Here is a 20,041-nt window from a genome sequence, read left to right on the forward strand (position 1 = left end):
ATGAAGAAAATGCCACCCTTTCCACGGGCAATCCTGTTTGATTGGGATAACACACTGGTCGATAGCTGGGAGGGAATGCAGCGGGCGATGAACGCCACGCTTATCGCCATGGGGCACGAACCCTGGACGATGGAGCAGGCCCAGCAACGGATGAACCGATCGCTTCGCAATGCCTTTCCGGAGCTTTTTGGCGAGCGTTGGCACGAGGCGCATGACATTTTTTATGAAGCCTTTACGGAAGGGCATCTCGAAACTTTGAAACCCTTGCCAGGCACCGAGAAAATGCTTGAAACACTCCATGAGATGGGCATTTTTATGGGCATTGCCAGCAGCAAAGTGGGGCCGATGCTACGCAAGGAAATTGCCCATTTCGGCTGGGAAAAATACCTGCCGGGCGTTGTTGGGGCAGGGGAGGCGGAAAAGGACAAGCCGGCGAAAGAGGCCGCTTTGTTTGCCATCCATGGCACAAACATCAAGCTGGGAGAGGCACTTTGGGTGGTCGGCGACCTTCCGATTGACGTTGAATTCGCACGAAATGCAGGCACCACCGCAATTGTCATGAACAGCTCCCTTCCTGATATAAAAGACTTTGGGGACCTTGCACCCGATTGGGTCGTGGACCATTGCAAAGACCTTCCGCCTTTCGTCAGGGCTTGTGCCGACGATGCGTAGGAGTGGCTTAACCACAAGCAGAAGAACGATAAGAAAAACAGGGAAGAAAAATGGGGGCGCATAATGACGACAGAAAAATCACAAAATGTTCAGGACGTCTTCCTAAACAACATTCGGAAAAACAAAATTCAGGTGACCGTATTTCTGGTTAATGGCGTAAAGCTTCAGGGCGTCGTTACCTGGTTCGACAATTTTTGCGTGTTGCTTCGTCGAAACAACCACATACAGCTGATCTACAAACACGCTATTTCAACAATTATGCCGGCAGGCCCAATCCAGCTGTTTGAAGAGGACAAGGAAAACGCTGAAGTCGAAGAAGTCTAAGCTACCGTCAGAAGACCTTTCCGAAGGCGGCAAGGCCAGCGCGCGCGCCTGCGTTCTTTCTCCTTTCTTGAAGGGAAGCGGTCATGAACCGCTCCGCCATGCGGAGGCGCGGCTTAGGGAAGCTGTGAATTTGACGGAGGCAATCGGGCTAAAGGTCGTCTGTGAAGAAACGGTTTCTCTGGCACGTATCGTGCCCGCAACGCTTTTCGGCAAGGGCACGGTTGAACGTTTTCACGACCAAATAACGGCCGATGACATCGAATTGGTCGTCATTGATCATCCCGTTACGCCGGTTCAGCAGCGCAACCTGGAACGTGCCTGGGCGTGCAAGGTGATCGACCGCACGGGCCTTATTCTGGAAATCTTCGGCGCGCGTGCGCGGACCAGCGAAGGGCGCCTTCAGGTGGAACTTGCCCATCTTTCCTACCAACGCAGCCGCCTGGTGCGTTCCTGGACCCATTTAGAGCGCCAACGCGGCGGTTACGGCTTTCTGGGTGGGCCGGGGGAAACCCAGATCGAGACAGACCGCCGCCTTCTGGACAAGCGCATTACGCGATTAAAACGCGATTTGAGTCAGGTCATGCGTACGCGTAAATTACACCGCCAGGCTCGAAAACGCGTGCCTTGTCCGGTTGTCGCCTTGGTCGGTTATACGAATGCCGGCAAATCGACTCTGTTTAACCGGCTTACCGGCGCGGATGTTTTTGCCGAAGACCTGCTTTTTGCCACCCTGGACCCATTGATGCGCGGCCTGGTGCTGCCTTCCGGTCGCCACATTATTCTTTCGGATACGGTTGGTTTCATCTCGGACCTGCCGACGGATCTCGTCGCCGCCTTTCGTGCAACCCTGGAGGAAGTACGCGAGGCAGATCTTATCCTCCACGTTCGCGATATTGCCCATCCCGAAAGTTCGGACCAATGCCGCGATGTTCATAAGGTGCTACATGACCTTGAAATCGGCGACCGGATCGAGAACGACGTGATTGAGGCCCTGAACAAGGCGGACCTTCTAACGCCTGAGCAGGACGAAAAATTACAAAACCAGGTCGCGCGCAATCCCAACCAGGTGCTGTTATCGGCGGCAAGCGGAGAGGGGATTGACGAGCTTCTACCCCTTCTCGACGCACGCCTTGCGGCCAGCTTCACGGTGGTTGAAATTGCCGTCCCCATTTCCGATGGCGCAACAATCGCCTGGCTTTATCGTCATGGCGAGGTCCTGGCACGCCAGGACGATGAGGCTTATGCGCATTTTCGTGTGCAGCTCGACCCAAAGGATGCGGCCCGCTTCGAAAACCGAATGGCCGACGCGTAAGCTAAACGCTTTTTTCTTCTTTTTTCACGCGTTCCCAAAGCGTTTCTAACTGTTCAAGCGGCGTCGCCTCAATCGTTGCACCGGCAGGTAGAAGCGCCTCTATCCCCGCAAAACGCCGTTCGAACTTCGCGTTTGCGGTCCGAAGGGCAGCTTCGCTATCGATAGCAAAATGCCGGGCAAGGTTTACACAAGTGAAGAAAAGATCGCCGATTTCCTCGGCAAGAGGCGAATTTTTCCGTTCAGCGATTGGACCAGGTGGTAATTCCGCCCGAATTTCAGCAATTTCCTCGGCAATTTTATCGAAAACCGGCTCAACCTCATCCCAATCAAAGCCGACGCGGGCAGCCCGTTTCTGAAGTTTTTCAGCGCGGAGCAGGGCGGGCAGGGCATGCGCGACCCCTTCAAGCACGCCACCCCGCTTGTTTTTCTGGCGCTCACGCGCTTTTTCAGCCTCCCAGGCTTCGGTCTGGGCTTTCGCACTCGCAACTGCCGCCCCGCCAAAGACATGGGGGTGGCGACGAATCATTTTTTCGGAAACGCCGGCAACAACATCGGCAAAGGTGAAATGACCAAGCTCGGCCGCCATCTCCGCGTGATAAACGACCTGAAGCAGGAGGTCGCCCAGTTCGTCCTGAAGCGCCGCCATGTCGTTTTTATCGATTGCCTCAGCCACTTCATAGGCTTCTTCAATCGTATAAGGCGCGATGGATTTGAAATCCTGTTCGCGGTCCCAGGGGCAGCCGTCCTTTGGATCCCGAAGGCGGCGCATGACGTCCAAAAGCCTGGAAATTTCGCCGGGTTTGTCTGTCTGGTTCTTGCTCATGGCCGGTTACAATCTGCTGCATAAACAACGTGGTATGTCATTTTATTGCCACATTTACGCAGGGCGGTGCGCAGCTGGGACGGCGACAGTCGAGCCTCCTGCCGTGAGGCGGTAGCACCGATATGCTTCAGGTTTATCAGGAAATCCACCGGACGATCGTAGTGGGTTTGAAAGATGTCTTCGGCCAGAGGCTCCGGGATCCGTTGGCCTTGCAGCACAGCATCCGGCAAACCCAAATCTTTCAAGGTTGATTTCCACTCAATATAGGATTGCGCGCCAAGGGTGGAAAAAAGGATGCATGCTTGGGGGCTGAGCAGGCGCTTTAAGCGTTCGATGCTGCCCTCAAAATCCTCGAACCACTGGAACGTCATGCTGCTGGCGATCAAATCAAACGGTCCCGTGATATCCGGGGCTTCGCCGTCCATAAGAGAAAAATGCCGGTTGGGCCCGGCATAGCGGTTCTTGCATATTTGGAGCATCGGCTCCGAAATATCCGTGATAAAGAGTTCCGCCTTTGGATAGGTCGCGATCAAATGCTCCGTGAAAAACCCAGTGCCACAGCCAATTTCAAGGATATGCGGGAATTCTGGCACGGGTAGGGCGGGCAGAAAGGTGGCCAGCCGCTTTGCTGCCTGTTTTTGCACCGCGGCGTGATCGTCATAACTCGCCACCGCCTGGCCAAAACGGGCAATAATTTTTTGTTTAAAGGCTGTGTTCATCCAGGAACGCTTTTATCTGTCCGACGCACCAGTCCGGATGCGTGATGGGTAGAAAGTGATCTTTGCCGTCCAGCCAGTTGAGGTTGGCATCGTACCAGATCGCTTCGGTCATTTTTCTTGGAACAATGGGGTCTTTTGTCGCGGCCAGGGCCAGAATCGGGCAATTAAGCGCCCCATGCGCCTTTTCTTCATTCCATTCTGTCAGCCAGTCCAGCCCGGTTTTCAACCGGTCAACGTTCATTTCGTCTTCGCCAAGGTAAGGCGTCGTGCCCCAAAATTCACACATCATCGGATAGGGGGCGGTATCAAGGCGTTCTTTCATCGCCTGTAAAATGCCCGTTGGAGCGTATTTGGCAAAATTGTCAAAGCCGCAAATGCTGACAAAGGCTTTCATAGGTGCTGTCGCGTGCCGCAGCAACCAGAGCGAGCCAACGGAATGCCCGATGGCGATATAATCGCTTTTCGGCAAACAATCGACCGCATCGGCGACGCGATTGCCAAAGCCAAGATCAAGAACAAGGCATTCCCGGTCCGGGAGCAGATTCACAATTGCGTCCCACACCTTGGCGTCGAACCCCCAGCCATGCACAAAAACCAGCTTCATCGCAGAGCTATATCCATAGAGGGGGCACCTCGGCACAACGATCCAAAGATCGCATAATGGTTATTATGACAAATTCATGATGGGACATCCAAGACCATGCCATCGTAAGCCGGTTCGACCCCGTCTGGCAGACTTCTCGCCAGGGTTTCGTAGTCCGCGTCCTGGTTCATATGGGTCAGCACCGCGCGTTCGGGTGCCACGCGCTTAATCCAGGCCAGCGTTTGCGCCAGATGCGAATGGGTCGGATGGGAGCGGTCCCGCAAGCAATCGACAATCCACAGCCGCACACCGCGCAAGCTTTCAAATGCCGCTTCTGAAAGGCCCACAACATCCGTTGAATAAGCGATCGGCCCGAAACGAAATCCAAGGCTTGTTCGGCCAAAACCGTGATCTTGCTCAAATGGTAAAACGTCAATGTTTCCAATGCGAAATGGGCCATTAATGAGATTTGGGGTGAGGCATGGCTTAAAAAATCCGTATTCCTCGGGCATTTTTTCCAGGACATAGCCAAACCTGGCCTCGATCGCGGCCAGAGTTTCGCGATCCGCATAGATCGGAATCCAGGCCCCCATCCTGCGATTTACTGGGCGCAGATCATCAATGCCATGGATGTGATCGGCGTGCGTATGGGTGAAAAGCACGCCATCCAGCCGCTCAGTGCCCGCAGCCAGCAATTGGGCACGAAGGTCTGGCGAGGTATCGACAAGCAAGGCCGTTTCCCGGTCTTCGACCAGAATTGACGCCCGCAAGCGGCTGTTTTTTGGGTTTTTCGGGTCGCAAGCGCCCCAGTCGTTGCCAATCAGTGGCACACCGCCAGAACCGCCACAGCCTAAAATACGGACCCGCATTCAGGCCTCCCTTGAGCGTTTTGCCTTCGTGAAAAGGCGGAAGAAATTTGCCGTTGTCTGATCCTCAAGGGCCCTTTTCTCCAGCCCGAAAAGGTCGGCGGCCGCTTTTGCCGTCTCAGTCACATAGGCCGGCTCGTTCCGTTTGCCACGGTAAGGCATGGGGGCCAGATAGGGCGCGTCCGTCTCGACAAGCAGCTTATCAAGCGGGATTTTTCGGGCTGTTTCGCGAAGTGCGTCTGATTTTTTAAAGGTCAGGATGCCCGAAAGCGAGATGTAGAAACCAAGGCGAACGGCACCTTTCGCCAGTGCGTCCCCCCCGGTAAAGCAATGGATAACACCGGTAAAGGCCCCCTTCTCCATCTCTTCTTCCAAAATTGCGACCGTGTCGGCCTCGGCATTGCGGCTATGGACGATAAGCGGCAGCCCCGTTGCCCGGGCCGCGCCGATGTGAGCCCGAAAGGCGCTTTTCTGGCTTTCACGCGGGCTGTGCTCGTAAAAGTAATCGAGTCCGGTTTCGCCGATGCCGACGACTTTTTCATGCTGGGCCAAGGTGACAAGCTGTTCCGTGCGGGCCCCTTCCTTTTCCGCTTCGTGGGGATGAACGCCAACCGTGCACCAGACATTCCCATGGGCCTCGGCGACGCGAAGCACGTCTGGAAAATCCGACAGTTTTGTTGAAATCGTCAGCATATAGCCAACGCCCGCATCCTCGGCGCGCGCCATGACCTCGCCCAAATCATCGTGGTAATCCGAAAAACTTAAATGGCAGTGGCTATCGACCAGCATCCGCGCCCTCCTCCACAAAGCGTGGAAAGATGCCCTCAGGCTTGGCAATCGGCGTGCCCGGTTTCAGGGCATAATCCGGGGTAAGCTGCGCAAATTGGCGCAAATCCTGTGGAACGGCAATCTGGTCCAGAATTTTCGCACCCGCATCCGGCATGATCGGCTGAACAAGAATGCCAAGATGCCGGATCGCTTCCCCAAGCACATAGAGAACCGTCCGCATGCGCGCCGGGTCTTTCTTCTTCAGTTCCCAGGGGGCCTGCGCATCGACGTAGCGGTTGGCGAGGCCGACGCATTCCCAAAGGGCAATCAGGGCCTTGTGAAAGGCCTGCGCCAGAATTTCCTCGCGAAAAACGGCGAAAACCGCGTCGGTTTCGGCAAGCAGGGCGGTGTCAGCCTCTGTGAATTCGCCGGGCTCTGGAATGGCACCCTCGCAGTTTTTGTGGATCATCGACAAAACGCGCTGGACGAGATTGCCGAAATCATTCGCCAAATCGCCATTTGTCCGATGGACGACGGCCTGGTGAGAAAAATCGCCATCTTTTCCGAAAGGCACCTCGCGGAGCAAAAAGAAGCGCAGTGGGTCCAGCCCATATTTTGCAATGAGTTCGAAGGGATCAATGCTGTTGCCAAGGGATTTCGATATTTTCTGGCCTTCATTCGTCCACCAGCCATGGGCAAAAATGCGTTTTGGCGGCGCGATGCCGGCAGCCATCAGAAAGGCCGGCCAATAAACAGCGTGAAAGCGTAGAATATCTTTACCTACAATATGAACATCTGCAGGCCAAAACGTTGAAAACTCTTCACATTCTGTATCCGGGTAGCCGACGCCGGTCATGTAGTTCGTCAGCGCGTCGAGCCACACATACATCACGTGATCGTCATGCCCAGGCACTGGAATGCCCCATTTAAAGCTTGTCCGCGAAATGGAAAGATCGCGAAGTCCCGATTCAACGAAACGGATCACCTCGTTGCGGCGGCTTTCCGGGGCAATAAAGTCCGGATTGGCTTTGTAAAATTCAAGCAGCGGTGCCTGCCAGTCCGAAAGGCGGAAGAAATAGCTCGGCTCCTCGACCCATTCGACCTCGGCGCCCGTTGGGGCCTTGCCGTCAACCAGCTCTTTTTCCCGGTAAAAGGCCTCGTCACGGACGGAATACCAGCCGGAATAGCTGTCTAGATAGATCTGCCCCTTTTCCTCAAGCACCTTCCAGAGCGCCTGAACGGCTTTAAAATGGCGCGGCTGCGTTGTGCGAACAAAGTCGTCATTGCTGAAATTCATCGCCTGCGCGAGTTCGCGGAAATTCTCCGACACCTTGTCAACAAAAGGCTGGGTGGCAATCCCTGCCTTGGCGGCAGATTTTTCGACTTTTTGCCCATGCTCGTCGGTGCCGGTCAGAAACTTGACGCGCTGTCCGTCGAGACGCAGGAAACGCGCCAGCACATCGCAAGCCAGTGTCGTATAGGCGTGGCCGATATGGGGGGCATCGTTGACGTAATAGATCGGTGTCGTGACGTAAAAGGACTTGTTGGCGGACATCTTCGCTCCTGACTGCTTCGAAAGCCGGCGCCAGGGCCTGGGCGCAATTCTCTTAAACCGCCGCCGGCTGTCGCACGGCACCCTCCAACGTGTGAAAGACGTTCAACAGAACCTGCTTGCGATCCAGATGGCTGTATTTTGCCTCGACCGAGAGACGGTTGATTTTTTCCCACACCTCCACCCATTCCGCAAGGTTCGCGCCATCCGGGATTTCCGGCATGTGCGAGCCAAGGGCACGGCCCTTGATCCGGTTTGCCAGCCATTGGCTTAAAAGATCGCTCACGACAAACCAGCTTTCCCCGGCTCGGGGGCCGCTTAACCGACCGGCAAAGTCATGCAGCGCCGGAACATCAAGATCAGGCAACGCGTTTAAAAACCCAAGCAACTCCTCGTAGAGGTCAAGCCCCCCTTCTGCGATCAGCCGAAGCGCGTTGCCAATGCTGCCTTCGGCCAGGCCTATCAAGGCATTGCGTGTGTCTGGCTCCAGATCCGGTTGCTGGCTTTGCAAAAGCCGCCCCATGGTTTCTTCATTCAAAGGGCGCAAGGCCAGATGTCGGCACCGGGAACGAATGGTTGGCAAAACGCGGCCCGGATTGTGGCTGACGAGCAGCAAAAGAGCTTTCGAAGGCGGTTCTTCCAGCAGCTTCAGAATGGCATTGCCTGCGGCCCGGTTCATTTCGTCGGCGCTGTCGATAACAACGACGCGCCAGCCGCCTTCCGCCGCCGTCATGGAAAGGAATGGGCCGATGCGGCGGCTTTCCTTAACGGAAATTTCCCGCAGATTGCGCTTGCGTCCCTCTTCATTGTCGCTTTCGATCACAAGCAAATCCCCATGGCTGCCAACGGCGGTCCGCTGAAAGATGGGGGTTTCCGGCGCAAGATAGAGGGGAGACGCCGTCGGGCTTTCCTTGCCGCCAGCCAGCACGAAACGCGCAAAGCGGTAGGCAAGGGTAGCCTTCCCCACCCCGCGCGGACCGGTCAGCAGCCAGGCATGGGGCAGGCGCCCCGAGCGCCACGCCTCGAAAAGACGCTGCTCGGCCGCCTCATGACCCAGCAGGTCCGGGTTCGTCCGTGGCAAATCCGGCGGCGGCATGGTTTCGGCGGCGCTCATGGAAAGCACCCCCCCAGCCTGTTGGCGACAAGGGCCTGGACTTCACCTTGAATGGCTTCAACCGTCATCGTCCCATCGACCACGACGATGCGTTCCGGTGCGCCCTCTGCAATCGCAAGGAAGCCTTCGCGAAGCCGCGTATGAAAAGCCAAATTCATTTCTTCATAGCGGTTGTTGCCCATGGCGCGCATAGCGGTCCGTTTCAGGCCAATTTCCGCCGGAAGGTCAAGCAGGATGGTGAGGTCCGGCACGAAATCGCCAGCCACCCTTTGATAAAGCGACTGGATCCACGCCCGGTCAAGGTCCTTGCCATAGCCTTGATAGGCAAGGGTTGAGTCGGCAAAACGGTCGGCGAGCACCCATTTTCCGGCTTCAAGCGCGGGCCAAACCGTTGTCACAAGATGGTCGCGACGGGCCGCGTTGAACAGAAGACATTCTAAAAGCGGGTCCCCGTTGAAGGTGGCTGAAAAAAGCAGTTCGCGAATCCGTTCGGCTGCAGGCGAGCCGCCCGGCTCGCGGGTTGCAAGTGTCGGTTGACCCGCTTTTTCCAAGGCGTCGGCAAGCAGCTTTATCTGGGTCGTCTTACCGGCCCCTTCCCCACCTTCGAAGGTAATGAATCGCGCGGCAGCCACCCTCCATCACTCCAAAAAGCTTTGTGGCGTGCATTGCATCAATGGGATGCGCCCCATAGAAGATACCGCATCGCCGCCCCCATCTTGCCAAAGAAGCCAAGCTGTTCGACATCTTTTCCGGCTACCAGCGGCACTTCGCGCGTCGCTTCCCCAGGAAGCTGGATTTTCAGCATGGCGACTTGCGTCCCCTTCATTACCGGCGCCGGGACAGGATCGCTATAAGCCACGGAAACCTGCATATCCTTGCGGGCTTTTCGCGGCAGCGTCAGGACAATGTCTTTCTCGATAACAAGCGGCACGGTGTTTTCCATACCAAGCCAGACATGTGCCTTGTCCACTTCTTCCCCCGCCTTGAAAAGTTCGTAATTGTTGAACTCGCGGAAGCCCCATTCAAGGATACGCCGGGACTCAGCGGCGCGCGCGCGTTTGCTTGGCAAGCCATTGACGACAAGAACAAGGCGCCGTCCATTCCGCATGACAGAAGAAGCCAGCCCATAGCCAATTGCCTCCGTATGGCCGGTCTTCAGGCCATCCGCCCCTTCCGTTCCATAGAGGAGCGGATTGCGATTGCCTTGACGAATACCGCCATAGGTAAATTCTTTTTCGGAATAGATGCCGTAATATTCTGGAAAATCCTTGATTGTCCAAAGGGCCACGGTCGCAATGTCGCGAACGGACATATGTTGTCCTTCGGCAGGCCAGCCGGTCGCATTTTTAAAGACGCTGTTCGCAAGCCCCATCTTTTGCCCTTCGGCGTTCATTTCTGACGCAAAGGCGCTCTCACTACCAGCCAGGCCTTCCGCAACGACGATGGAGGCATCGTTGCCTGACTGAATGATAATCCCCCTGATCAAATCTTCGATCGCAACGTCTTTGCCGACTTCGACAAACATCTTTGAACCACCTTTCTTCCAGGCGGTTTCGCTGACAGACAGCGTGTCGTCAAGTGAGAGGCGGCCATCCTTTAATCGCTGAAAAACAAGATAGACCGTCATCATCTTGCTCATGGAAGACGGTGGATAGGGTTCGTCCGCATTTTTCTCGAACAAAACCGCGCCCGTCATCGCATCAATTAAAATTACGGCTTTCGCATCCGATTCCAGGGCCATCGCCTTTTGAATGGCGATGCCGCCAAACAGGAAAAAGACAAGGGCCGCCACACCGAGGTAACGGAAACGCACGATCAAGGCGTTCATATGCTTTTCATTTCGTTTCAGATTGAAGGGAACAAAGGTTTTTTAATCCACGATAAGGCGCGCTTCCGGATAGCCCGCTTTCACAACGGCGTCGAGTTTAACATCTGCCTCCTCAACGCTTGCAAGAGGCCCTAAGCGAACGCGATAAAGCTCGCGATCTCCCAAGGCGACCGGCGTCACATTCGTCCGGCCGATTTGCTGAAGGCGCGTGCTCACGCTCGTTGCATTTTCATATTTAGAAAAGGCCCCGGCCTGGATAAACATCTGGGTCGGCACCACCGCTTCCGTCGTCACAACGGGGTCAGGCGGCGGCGCAATGGACACGGTATCTGCTTTTGCAGACGCAAACACCACCGGCTTCGAAGACGCCGGCATGGGCGTGTCCCCCCTTATGGCCGCAGCAAGCTGGCGGCTTTCCCCGACCAGAATTTCAACCCGCACCTTCGCCGTTCCCTTGTCACGGAAGCCGAGAAGTTCTGCGCCCCGCCGCGACATATCGAGAATTCGCGATCGCGCAAAGGGCCCGCGATCATTCACTTTCACCTTCAGGGAACGACCGTTCTCAAGGTTTGTGACCCGCACCATGCTTGGAAGCGGCAGGGTACGATGCGCCGCCGTCACCAGATGCATATCAAAGATTTCACCGTTTGCCGTCCTGCGATTATGGAAAGCGGTTCCATACCATGAGGCAATTCCGGTTTCGACATAGCGGTCATCTTCAGACGGGTAATACCAGACGCCATCAATCTGATAAGGCGTCCCAATCTTGTAAATCGGTTGGGGGGTATCCCCACCAAGGCGTTTTGCGGTGTGGAGAGCCAGTTCCGTCTCTGCACAGCCACCAAGCAAGACCGCCATTCCGACGACAAGCGCAAGCCCAATTGCGAAGGAAGAGGAAAATCGGCGCCACTGCATTTGGTGTCTCACCCCGTTTTCCAGAGATTATATGGTATTCTAGTGGCTAGCTATTTGGTCAGCAAGGGTGCCGACCGCTACCGCAAAATAGGTGGAGCGATTCCAGGCAAGAATCGCCCGGTAATTGCCATAAACCAGATAGGCTGGCCCTTTGTCACCTTCGCCCAGAATGATTGAGCCGGAAATTTCCGCCTTTGGAAGGTCCGCCCCATCCGCCCGGCGAACGCCCAGCCGTTGCCATTCCGAAATTGGCTTTTTGACTTTTAGTCCGACCTGGGCCGGGTCGAACCCTTCCGGCAGACGCACATGGCGGCCCCAGGTTTCTTTCCCGTTCCACCCGGATTTTGCAAGATAGTTTGCGGCCGAAGCAAACACGTCGGCGCGTGACGTCCAGATGTTGCGGCGGCCGTCCGCATCATAGTCCACGGCAAAGTTCAGAAAGCTCGTCGGCATGAACTGGCTCTGCCCCATGGCCCCGGCCCAGGAACCTGTCATCGCATCCGGCGCAATATGCCCTTCGTTCAAAATCTGAAGCGCAGCAAAAAGCTCTTTACGAAAATAGGCGCTTCGCCGGCCATCGAAGGCCAGTGTAACCAACGCTTGCACGACGGAAAAACCGCCGGTAAGCCTGCCAAAATCCGTCTCGATTCCCCACAACGCCACCAGAAACTGTGGCTGCACGCCGTAACGTTTGGAAACGGCCTGCAAAAGATCGCGATTTTCCCGTAACTTCTTGCGGCCCCGCTCGATTCGGGAAGACGGAACGACCCGTGCCAGATAGTCCTGAAAGGTGAGCGTGAATTCCGGCTGGCTGCGGTCAAGCTCAATCACACGTTCAAGCAGGGTAACGCCATCAAGGGCCGCGTTCAGGGTTTCGGGCCGGATCCCCTTGTCGGCTGCCTCTGCCCGAAGGGCAACAAGCCAAACGTCGAAATCCTCCGAAAGAGCCGGTTTTGATGCAAAGCTGCTCGCAAGAAATAGAAAAACTGCGGCAAAAATTCCGAAACGAATGTTACCGAACATTACAATGTCACACGCTTAAATGGATCCACTGGCCGGATGTTTGTGCCACAGGAACACAGGCCACCGCAAATTCTGGCAAGCTTTACGGTGGCACATGCCCAGAATCAGGATAGATTTGAGAACTGATTGGAGGAAAAGGATGAAACGCCGCCTCACCTTGCAAGCCATTTCCGCCCTTTCTGTCCTTTTGGCGATGGCTTTGCCGATGGCGCCAGCCTATGGCGAGGAAGGCACGCATTTCTTTAAATTAGGGACGATCTTCCTCCCCAGAGCACTGACGCCCGAAAAAATGGTGGCGCTTCGCCACGAAGCCGCTGAACAGGGCGATCCGGGTGCCCAGTTTCGATGGGCCGAACGCCTCTATAAACGCGTCAAACAACAACGCGCGATGCCTGCGGCAAAAGGCCGCGAAACATTTTTTGAGGAGGCCTTTTTCTGGTACGTGCAAGCCGCCGATCAGGGACATGCGGGGGCACAACGCCGTATAGCCGATTTCCACGCGACGGGTGAAGGCATCACACGCGATCCGAATAAATCGGCCCACCTCTACCGTCTTTCTGCGGATCAGGGCGACGCGCGCGCCGAATTGCGGATGGGTGTGCTCAACGAGGAAGGCCTGGGTCTACCGGCAAATCTTGAAAAAGCTATCTATTGGTACGAACGCGCTGCCAGGCGGGTCGCCTTTGCCAAAGTGGCCAATGTGGCGCGCTATCGCCTGGGAAAAATCCTTGCAACCACGCGCCAGAAGAAAAACACGCTCATTGACGCTTATATGTGGTTCGACCTTGCCGCAAAAAAAGGCCACAAGGAAGCCGATATGGAACGGCTAAAAATAGAAAAACGTCTGTCACTTGCACAGATTGTGAAAGCGAAGAAGCAGGCCCGTCAATGGACCAAAGGCCTGGAAAGCGCACAGGAACCGCTAACAAAGAAAAGCCCCTGGTGAACCGACCCCTGCCTTGGGAAGGTTGGTTAGAAAATCATCCCCAGCCAATGCAGCATTGGCCAGGCGGCGGAAGAAAAGCAGTGGATTTAACATCTTAAAAATTAATCTGTAATCACCTGATTTTAAAAAATAAATTTTACACACATCAAGCGCAACCCCCTGACAAACCCTTGCCGGTGATGCATGCGAAAATGGGCTACCCATAAGACATATTGGCCTAACCCATACGGATAGGAAAACCGCCGGAATCCCTGAAAATTCAGCCGCGTAGATTCCCTTGGCAGGATTTCGCTTCCTGTGTAAAATCGAGAGGAAATATGAAGTCCGTTCTGGAAGTACGTGTAACCTCTAAAATAAGCGGTTATATTTCGCTTGGAATTAGGCGTCCGCAATCGGTGGCCCGAAGTCTTTATGCACTTTTGCCGCTGTTTAAATGAGTGTCTCACCCATAGAGAAAGAAACCCATGATCACCGCAGAAGATATGAAATTTCATAAACCCACCAGCGACGACCCTGAGTGGGCAGAAACAAACTACTTCCCCTTCCATATCGAAGAAGCCGGCATTCAGATGGCCGCCTATGTCCTGACGCGCCCCAATCTTGGCGTCGTGCTTGCCGATGTCTTTGCGTATCAGGGTTCAAACCCAAGCCCGACGACCGCGCTTTATTATGACAAGCATGTCCACCTGCCAATCCAGGACAAGCTGGAAGATTATACCCTTGGGCTTGCAGGCGGTCTTTCCATTAAAGCCGTCAACGCGCCGATGGATTATCAAGTGGACTATGTCGGCTATGACGACACGGAATACCACATTTACTACAAAGGCCTTAGTGAGCCTTATGACATTCATGACCCCAAGCAGGACCCGATTACTGCTGAAAACATGCAGAAGGAATCGAGCGACAGCTGGGGAAAAGGTGCCTATGCCGGGCATTTTGATCAATCGGCCCATGTCACAGGCGAAGCCAAAATTCAGGGCAAGTCTTACAAAGTCGATTGCATCACGACGATGGACCACAGCTGGGGCCCACGCAGTGAGATGGCAATTCCAAACATGGCTTGGTTTCATGCCCATTTTGGCGAGGATTTGGCCATTCACTGCATCGCTTACATTGATCCGATCAACACGGACAAAGTTGGCCCAGTGCTTCATGGCTATGTCGTCGAAAACGGCAAACTTTACGGGATCGCCAAAGGCAACGGTCGGACGACGCGTGAGCATTTGCTGCCAACGGGCATTGAGATGTCTGTGACCGATTCACGTGGCAAAACGTTCAACTTCGTCGGCAAGTCCGTTTCCACCTATGCATGGTTTGCGTGGCCAGGCCTCAATGTTCAGAGCGCACTTCTAAAATGGGATTGCGACGGCCGCACCGGCTGGGGCGAAACCCAGGACTGCCTCAGCATGCGCTACGTCTGCGAGGCAAACCAAAAGATGATCAAAGCCGCGTAACGCCAATAGCCTGGCGCAGGCTTGTTCAAACAACCGGAGGGAAAACAACTTCCCTCCGGTTTCTTTTGCGCTAATTCGCAAAAACGGGAAGATTGTCGATAAACTACCCCCTGGATGGGTGGCCGAGTGGTTGAAGGCACCGGTCTTGAAAACCGGCAGGCCCGCAAGGGTCTCGTGGGTTCGAATCCCACCCCATCCGCCAGTTATCTGTTTGCGCCTGTTCCTGCTTAGGCAGGATGCCATCCGCCTTCAAGGCGGAACCCGACTGCACAATCATGACGATGCGTCCCATGGCGTAAAGCACCCCTTTGTTTTCTGAAATGGCATCGCTATATTCCCTGCGGTTCCGCTCCCTCGACGGCCTGTATACCAAAGGGCTTTCGTGCGTAGGGCTGGTTAGGGTTAATCCCTTCCTTCCCACCGGGGCCGTTTTTTAAAATTCCCCCATAAACAAAGAGAGTCCGCGCTCTCCAGGAACAATCACCATGGCGAGATTCTCTTGCTGACCCTCAACCAGATCACCATGCGCCTCGGCGGGCATGTGGTGCTTGACTACGCCTCAGCCACCTTGCCGTCGAAAAGCCGCGTTGGTCTCATAGGTCGAAACGGCGCCGGAAAATCGACCCTTCTCAAGATCATCGCCGGCATCCACCACGCCGATGGCGGCACCGTCGACGCACCACGGGGAACCCGTATTGGTTATATCGCCCAGGACATGCCGGGCGGTGAGGCAACACCGTTCGAAACGGTGCTGGCAGCCGACACCGAACGCGCGCACCTGATGGTCGAAGCAGAAAGCACACAGGACGCCCACCGCATCGGCGAAATCCATGAACGCCTTGATGCCCTGGACGCCTATGCTGCCCCGGCACGCGCGTCGCGCATCCTGGCCGGCCTCGGCTTTGACGACGAGACGCAGCATCACCCACTCTCGTCCTTTTCCGGTGGCTGGCGCATGCGTGTCGCTTTGGCGTCCCTTCTGTTCTCCCGGCCCGATCTTTTGTTGCTGGATGAGCCATCAAACCATCTCGATCTTGAAGCCGTGATTTGGTTGGAATCGTTTCTCAAGACCTATCGCGGCACCGTGATCGTCGTTAGCCATGAACGCGATTTTCTAAACAATGTGACGGACCACATCCTCCATCTTGAGGGCGGCAAGACGACGCTTTATTCCGGCTCTTACGACGCGTTTGAACGCCAACGATGCGAACGCCAGGCCCAGGCCGATGCCATGCGTGTGAAACAGGAAGCCAAGCGCCAAAAGGTGCAGGCCTATGTCGATCGCTGGCGTTACAAAGCGCATACAGCCCGCCAGGCCCAAAGTCGCCTGAAGGCGCTTGCGCGCATGGCGCCGGTCACTGCCGCCGCCGAAGATGCCTCCATCCTGCTCGACTTTCCAAGCCCGAACGGATTGCGCCCCCCACTCGTCACCCTTGAAGAGGCCTCGGTCGGCTATACCGCCGGCAAGCCTGTACTATCCAACCTCAATTTTCGGATCGATCCCGACGACCGCATCGCGCTGTTAGGCCGCAACGGAAATGGCAAGACAACCCTGGCGCGCCTGCTGTCCGGGTCCTTAAAGGCGATGTCCGGCACGATAACCACGAGCGCAAAGATGCATGTGGGCTATTTTGCCCAGCATCAGATTGAAGAACTGGAACCTGACGACAGCCCACTGCAACACATGGTGCGACTGCTGCCGGACGCGAAGCAAAGCTTCGTTCGCGCCCAGTTGGGCCGCTTTGGCTTTTCAGGCGATAAGGCGAATTTAAAAGTTCATAAGCTTTCCGGCGGCGAACGCGCCAGGCTTGCTCTCGCGCTGATCACCCGTGATGCGCCACATATGCTTATTCTGGACGAACCCACCAACCATCTCGACATCGATACACGCGAAGCGCTGGTCGAAGGACTGAACGCGTATGGCGGTGCCGTCATCATCATCAGTCATGATCGCCATCTGCTTGAACTGACCGCCGACCGGCTGATCCTGATCGACAATGGCGCCGCTCAGGAATTCGATGGCAGTCTGGATGACTATCGCGATTTCATACTCGGTCGTGGCAATCGAAATTCCGGGGTCGAAGAAGACAAGCCAGCGCCACGTGCCAACCGCAAGGAAGAACGTCGCCGTAGAGCCGAGCTTCGCGAGCGCACCCAAACGCTACGCAAAAAGATCGCCAAGGCCGAGCATGAAATAGCAGGTCTGGAAAAACAGATTGCCGAAATTGATCGCGCCCTGCTTGAACAAAGCGCCTATGAAGGTCCTCACAAAGGCATCCCCACAAACACGCTTGTCCAGATGCGCGCCAAAATTGACAAGCAACGCCTGACCACCGAGGCCAGCTGGCTAAAATCCAGTCAGGTCATGGATGAAATGACGAAAGCCGAAACGTCGAAGCAGAATCTGACAGCATAAAAAATTTTCTTAAAAAAAAGACCCCGCTTTTTAGGGCGAGGCCTTGAAGGAATGCCGAAATTTCGGCTGGGGGGGGGTGATTTCGGTGGAAACGAGGTTGGAATTGCCACCCGGCTTTCCGGTTTTTTTTATTATCTACCGGGTGACAATTTTTCCAGACGCTCCCGAATTCCTTGATGCCTATTCCTTGTTAATGAAGGCCGCGATTTCCTTGCCCAGGGTTTCGGATTGCTGGGACAGCTCGCTTGCAGCTTCCAGCACCTGTCCGGCGGATTGGCCGGCTTCGTCGGCGGCGGCAGCCACCTGCGAGATGGTGCCGGTCACTTCCTGGGTTCCGGTGGCGGCCTCCTGAACGTTGCGACTGATCTCAGAGGTCGCAGCGCCCTGTTCCTCGACGGCCGAGGCGATGCTTGCCGCAATCTCGTTGATCTCCTTGATGGTCGAACCGATGCCCTTGATGGCGCTGACGGCTTCCCCGGTGGCACCCTGAATGGCGCTGATCTGATTGCCGATTTCCTCGGTCGCCTTGGCCGTCTGATTGGCCAGATTCTTGACCTCGGAAGCCACAACCGCAAAGCCCCGACCGGCGTCGCCGGCGCGCGCCGCCTCGATGGTGGCGTTCAGGGCCAGCAGATTGGTCTGGCCGGCGATGTCGTTGATCAGGCTGACGACGTCGCCGATCTTCTGGGCCGCTTCGGCCAGGCCTTCGACGGTGACGTTCGTCTCTTCCGCCTGGGTGACGGCGTTCTGGGCCACTTCCGAGGATTTTGAGACCTGACGGCTGATTTCCGAGATCGAACTCGACAGCTCTTCGGCCGCCGCAGCGACCGTCTGGACGTTCGTCGTCGCTTCTTCGGCGGCGGCGGAAACCGAGGCGCTTTGCTCGCTGGTGCGTTTGGCAATCGACGACATCTCTTCGGCCGAGGCCTGCAATTCCGTCGAAGCCGACGCGACGGTTTGAACGACTCCCTTCACATGCCGTTCGAAATTGTTTGTCATGGTAACGATGTTCGTAATCACGCTCCAGGACAGCATGGGGCCGATATAGCCGCCATCTTTGTCCATGATGGCGGAAACCTTTAGATCCAGGGTCTCGTCGCCGATCTGGATGCGCGCCTGATGGGGCAGGTTCTTGGGATCGGCGAGCAGCTTGCGCTGATGGGTCGGGTTTTTGTGGAAGATGTCGATGCATTGACCAAGCAGGGCATCGGCCTTGACCGGCAGCAGATGTTCCAGGGTTTTCAGGGTATCGATGCTGGTCTGGTTGATGTAATTGATCTCGAGCGTCTTGGGATCGCACATCATGACGTTGATCGGCATGTTGTCGACCATCTGGGTCAGACGTGCCGCATCCGCGTCCAGTTTTACTTTCTCGGTAATGACGCTCCAGGACAGCATGGGGCCGATGTAGTCGCCGTCTTTGTCCATGATGGCCGTGACGAGAAGGTCCAGGGTCTCATCGCCGATCTGGATATGCGTCTGATGGGGCAGGTTTTTGGGATCGCCCAGCAGCTTGCGCTGATGCGATGGGTCTTTATGAAAAATATCAATGCATTGGCCAAGCAACTCGTCGGCCTTGACCGGCAGCAGATGTTCCAGGGTTTTGAGAGTGTCGATGCTGGTCTGGTTGATGTAGTTGATCTTTAAATCGACCGGATCGCAGGTCATGACGTTGATCGGCATGGTGTCGATCATCTGGCGGAAATTTGCAAGCTGCTGTGCGATATCTTCGTATCGTTGCTCGCTGTTTGTTACGGTCGCCGATTCTTGCTCATCTATCGGTGTTTCGATTTCCTCTACCGCCAATTCTTGCCTATTCGTCTTCATGGTTGCTGATCCTTCTCGATGCGATCCCTTGGATTCTGCAGTCATTACGGTCCGGCGGTGTTTCTTCCTGGCGTTGTTCCAGCAGCACAAAACACGTAATGGTTGAATGATGAGGTCACTATCTCGCGTTAATCCTTAATACGCCATTAATATGGCGTGTATTTTTACAAGAACACTATCGTATAAATTGCATAGAGACGTCCCGTGATCCGGGGCGGCCGGTTGCGGCGGCAAATTGTCTGCAAATACCGCCCTAGGACTTGACAGCATCGAGCCACGCGAACATGAAGGTCTGTCTCACATGAAGAAGGAAGAATGATGGAAGGAAAAGCCATGCTTGCGGGCAAGGTTGTGTTGGTGACCGGGGCCGGTGGCGGCATCGGTCGGGAGATTGCCCTGCTTATGGGGGCATCTGGCGCGCGCGTCGTTGTAAACGATATCGGGGCCAGTCTGTCCGGCGAAGGCAGCAGTCTTTCCCCTGCTGAGGACGTTGTGAAAACGATCTGTGCCGGTGGCGGCGAGGCGGTTGCCAATAGCGACAGTGTCGCGGAGGCGGCAGGTGCCGAACGGATGGTGCAAACCGCGATCGATGCCTTTGGGCGGATCGATTGCGTGGTCAACAACGCCGGGATTCTGAGAGACGGTATTTTTCACAAGATGACGGAAGCGGATTGGCGGGCGGTCATCGATGTCCATTTGAATGGGGCGTTTCTGGTGTCCCGCGCGGCGGCGCCTCATTTTCGCAAGCAGGAAGGCGGCAGCTACGTCCACATGACTTCGACCTCGGGTCTCATCGGTAATTTTGGCCAGGCGAATTATTCGGCCGCGAAATTGGGAATTGCCGCACTTTCAAAGTCGATTGCCCTTGATATGGCGCGCTACAACGTGCGTTCGAATTG

The 20,041-nt window shown here is 55.6% G+C and carries 19 protein-coding genes and 1 tRNA gene; 8 read left to right on the plus strand and 12 right to left on the minus strand.

Features of this window, described 5'->3' with window-relative positions:
- From COA65_04300 to hflX, 3 genes are all read left to right on the plus strand, one after another.
- Complete coding sequence (locus tag COA65_04300; protein PCJ60445.1) at positions 1-672, plus strand: HAD family hydrolase; 672 nt, start codon at positions 1-3, stop codon at positions 670-672.
- Positions 673-735: 63 nt separating this feature from the next.
- Positions 736-996, plus strand: a complete 261-nt coding sequence (locus COA65_04305) for an RNA chaperone Hfq (GenBank protein PCJ60446.1) — start codon at positions 736-738, stop codon at positions 994-996.
- Positions 977-2,308: a GTPase HflX gene (gene hflX, locus COA65_04310; GenBank protein PCJ60476.1), complete on the plus strand. Its 1,332-nt coding sequence runs from the start codon at positions 977-979 to the stop codon at positions 2,306-2,308. Before COA65_04305 ends, hflX begins: the two co-directional genes overlap by 20 nt.
- Before the next feature lies 1 nt (position 2,309).
- On the opposite strand, the gene COA65_04315 is transcribed toward hflX, so the two are convergent.
- The 11 genes from COA65_04315 to COA65_04365 all read right to left on the minus strand — a co-directional run bounded on the left by COA65_04315 (position 2,310) and on the right by COA65_04365 (position 12,499).
- Positions 2,310-3,131 carry a nucleoside triphosphate pyrophosphohydrolase gene (locus tag COA65_04315; protein PCJ60447.1) on the minus strand — a complete coding sequence of 274 codons (822 nt, stop codon included), beginning with the start codon at positions 3,129-3,131 and terminating at the stop codon, positions 2,310-2,312.
- The gene (locus tag COA65_04320; protein PCJ60448.1) at positions 3,128-3,850 is read right to left on the minus strand and encodes a biotin biosynthesis protein; all 723 of its coding nucleotides are present in this window, start codon (positions 3,848-3,850) and stop codon (positions 3,128-3,130) included. Before COA65_04320 ends, COA65_04315 begins: the two co-directional genes overlap by 4 nt.
- Positions 3,834-4,454 (minus strand): hypothetical protein, encoded by a 621-nt coding sequence (locus COA65_04325; protein ID PCJ60449.1) that lies wholly within the window; start codon positions 4,452-4,454, stop codon positions 3,834-3,836. The genes COA65_04320 and COA65_04325 overlap by 17 nt, the downstream gene beginning before the upstream one ends.
- Before the next feature lie 74 nt (positions 4,455-4,528).
- Entirely contained in the window at positions 4,529-5,302 is a 774-nt protein-coding gene (locus COA65_04330; protein ID PCJ60450.1) for an MBL fold metallo-hydrolase, read from the minus strand.
- Entirely contained in the window at positions 5,303-6,088 is a 786-nt protein-coding gene (locus COA65_04335) for a LuxR family transcriptional regulator (GenBank protein ID PCJ60451.1), read from the minus strand. It abuts the gene before it with no gap.
- The gene (locus COA65_04340; protein ID PCJ60452.1) at positions 6,075-7,622 is read right to left on the minus strand and encodes a methionine--tRNA ligase; all 1,548 of its coding nucleotides are present in this window, start codon (positions 7,620-7,622) and stop codon (positions 6,075-6,077) included. Before COA65_04340 ends, COA65_04335 begins: the two co-directional genes overlap by 14 nt.
- A 52-nt stretch (positions 7,623-7,674) precedes the next feature.
- Positions 7,675-8,733, minus strand: a complete 1,059-nt coding sequence (locus tag COA65_04345; GenBank protein PCJ60453.1) for a DNA polymerase III subunit delta' — start codon at positions 8,731-8,733, stop codon at positions 7,675-7,677.
- Positions 8,730-9,365: a dTMP kinase gene (locus COA65_04350; GenBank protein PCJ60454.1), complete on the minus strand. Its 636-nt coding sequence runs from the start codon at positions 9,363-9,365 to the stop codon at positions 8,730-8,732. Before COA65_04350 ends, COA65_04345 begins: the two co-directional genes overlap by 4 nt.
- Positions 9,366-9,403: 38 nt before the next feature.
- Complete coding sequence (locus tag COA65_04355; GenBank protein ID PCJ60455.1) at positions 9,404-10,561, minus strand: D-alanyl-D-alanine carboxypeptidase; 1,158 nt, start codon at positions 10,559-10,561, stop codon at positions 9,404-9,406.
- A gap of 42 nt (positions 10,562-10,603) precedes the next feature.
- Positions 10,604-11,476 carry a hypothetical protein gene (locus COA65_04360; GenBank protein ID PCJ60456.1) on the minus strand — a complete coding sequence of 291 codons (873 nt, stop codon included), beginning with the start codon at positions 11,474-11,476 and terminating at the stop codon, positions 10,604-10,606.
- Positions 11,477-11,515: 39 nt separating this feature from the next.
- Positions 11,516-12,499, minus strand: coding sequence for a lytic transglycosylase (locus COA65_04365; protein ID PCJ60457.1), 984 nt, complete (start codon positions 12,497-12,499; stop codon positions 11,516-11,518).
- A gap of 19 nt (positions 12,500-12,518) precedes the next feature.
- Between COA65_04365 and COA65_04370 the strand changes: the two genes are divergently transcribed.
- The 4 genes from COA65_04370 to COA65_04385 all read left to right on the plus strand — a co-directional run bounded on the left by COA65_04370 (position 12,519) and on the right by COA65_04385 (position 17,315).
- Positions 12,519-13,445, plus strand: coding sequence for a hypothetical protein (locus COA65_04370; GenBank protein ID PCJ60458.1), 927 nt, complete (start codon positions 12,519-12,521; stop codon positions 13,443-13,445).
- A 464-nt stretch (positions 13,446-13,909) separates the two neighbouring features.
- Positions 13,910-14,899 carry a hypothetical protein gene (locus COA65_04375; protein PCJ60459.1) on the plus strand — a complete coding sequence of 330 codons (990 nt, stop codon included), beginning with the start codon at positions 13,910-13,912 and terminating at the stop codon, positions 14,897-14,899.
- A 112-nt stretch (positions 14,900-15,011) separates the two neighbouring features.
- Positions 15,012-15,101 (plus strand) — tRNA-Ser (locus COA65_04380).
- A 297-nt stretch (positions 15,102-15,398) separates the two neighbouring features.
- Positions 15,399-17,315: a glycosyl transferase family 1 gene (locus COA65_04385; protein ID PCJ60460.1), complete on the plus strand. Its 1,917-nt coding sequence runs from the start codon at positions 15,399-15,401 to the stop codon at positions 17,313-17,315.
- A gap of 180 nt (positions 17,316-17,495) precedes the next feature.
- Here the strand turns inward: COA65_04385 and COA65_04390 are convergent, their stop codons facing one another.
- Positions 17,496-18,743, minus strand: a complete 1,248-nt coding sequence (locus COA65_04390) for a chemotaxis protein (GenBank protein PCJ60477.1) — start codon at positions 18,741-18,743, stop codon at positions 17,496-17,498.
- A 717-nt stretch (positions 18,744-19,460) separates the two neighbouring features.
- Here COA65_04390 and COA65_04395 point away from each other — a divergent pair.
- A partial coding sequence (locus COA65_04395) for a 3-hydroxyacyl-CoA dehydrogenase (GenBank protein ID PCJ60461.1) occupies positions 19,461-20,041 on the plus strand: 581 nt, incomplete at its 3' end.

Source organism: Rhodospirillaceae bacterium (assembly GCA_002746255.1).
Classification (GTDB): domain Bacteria; phylum Pseudomonadota; class Alphaproteobacteria.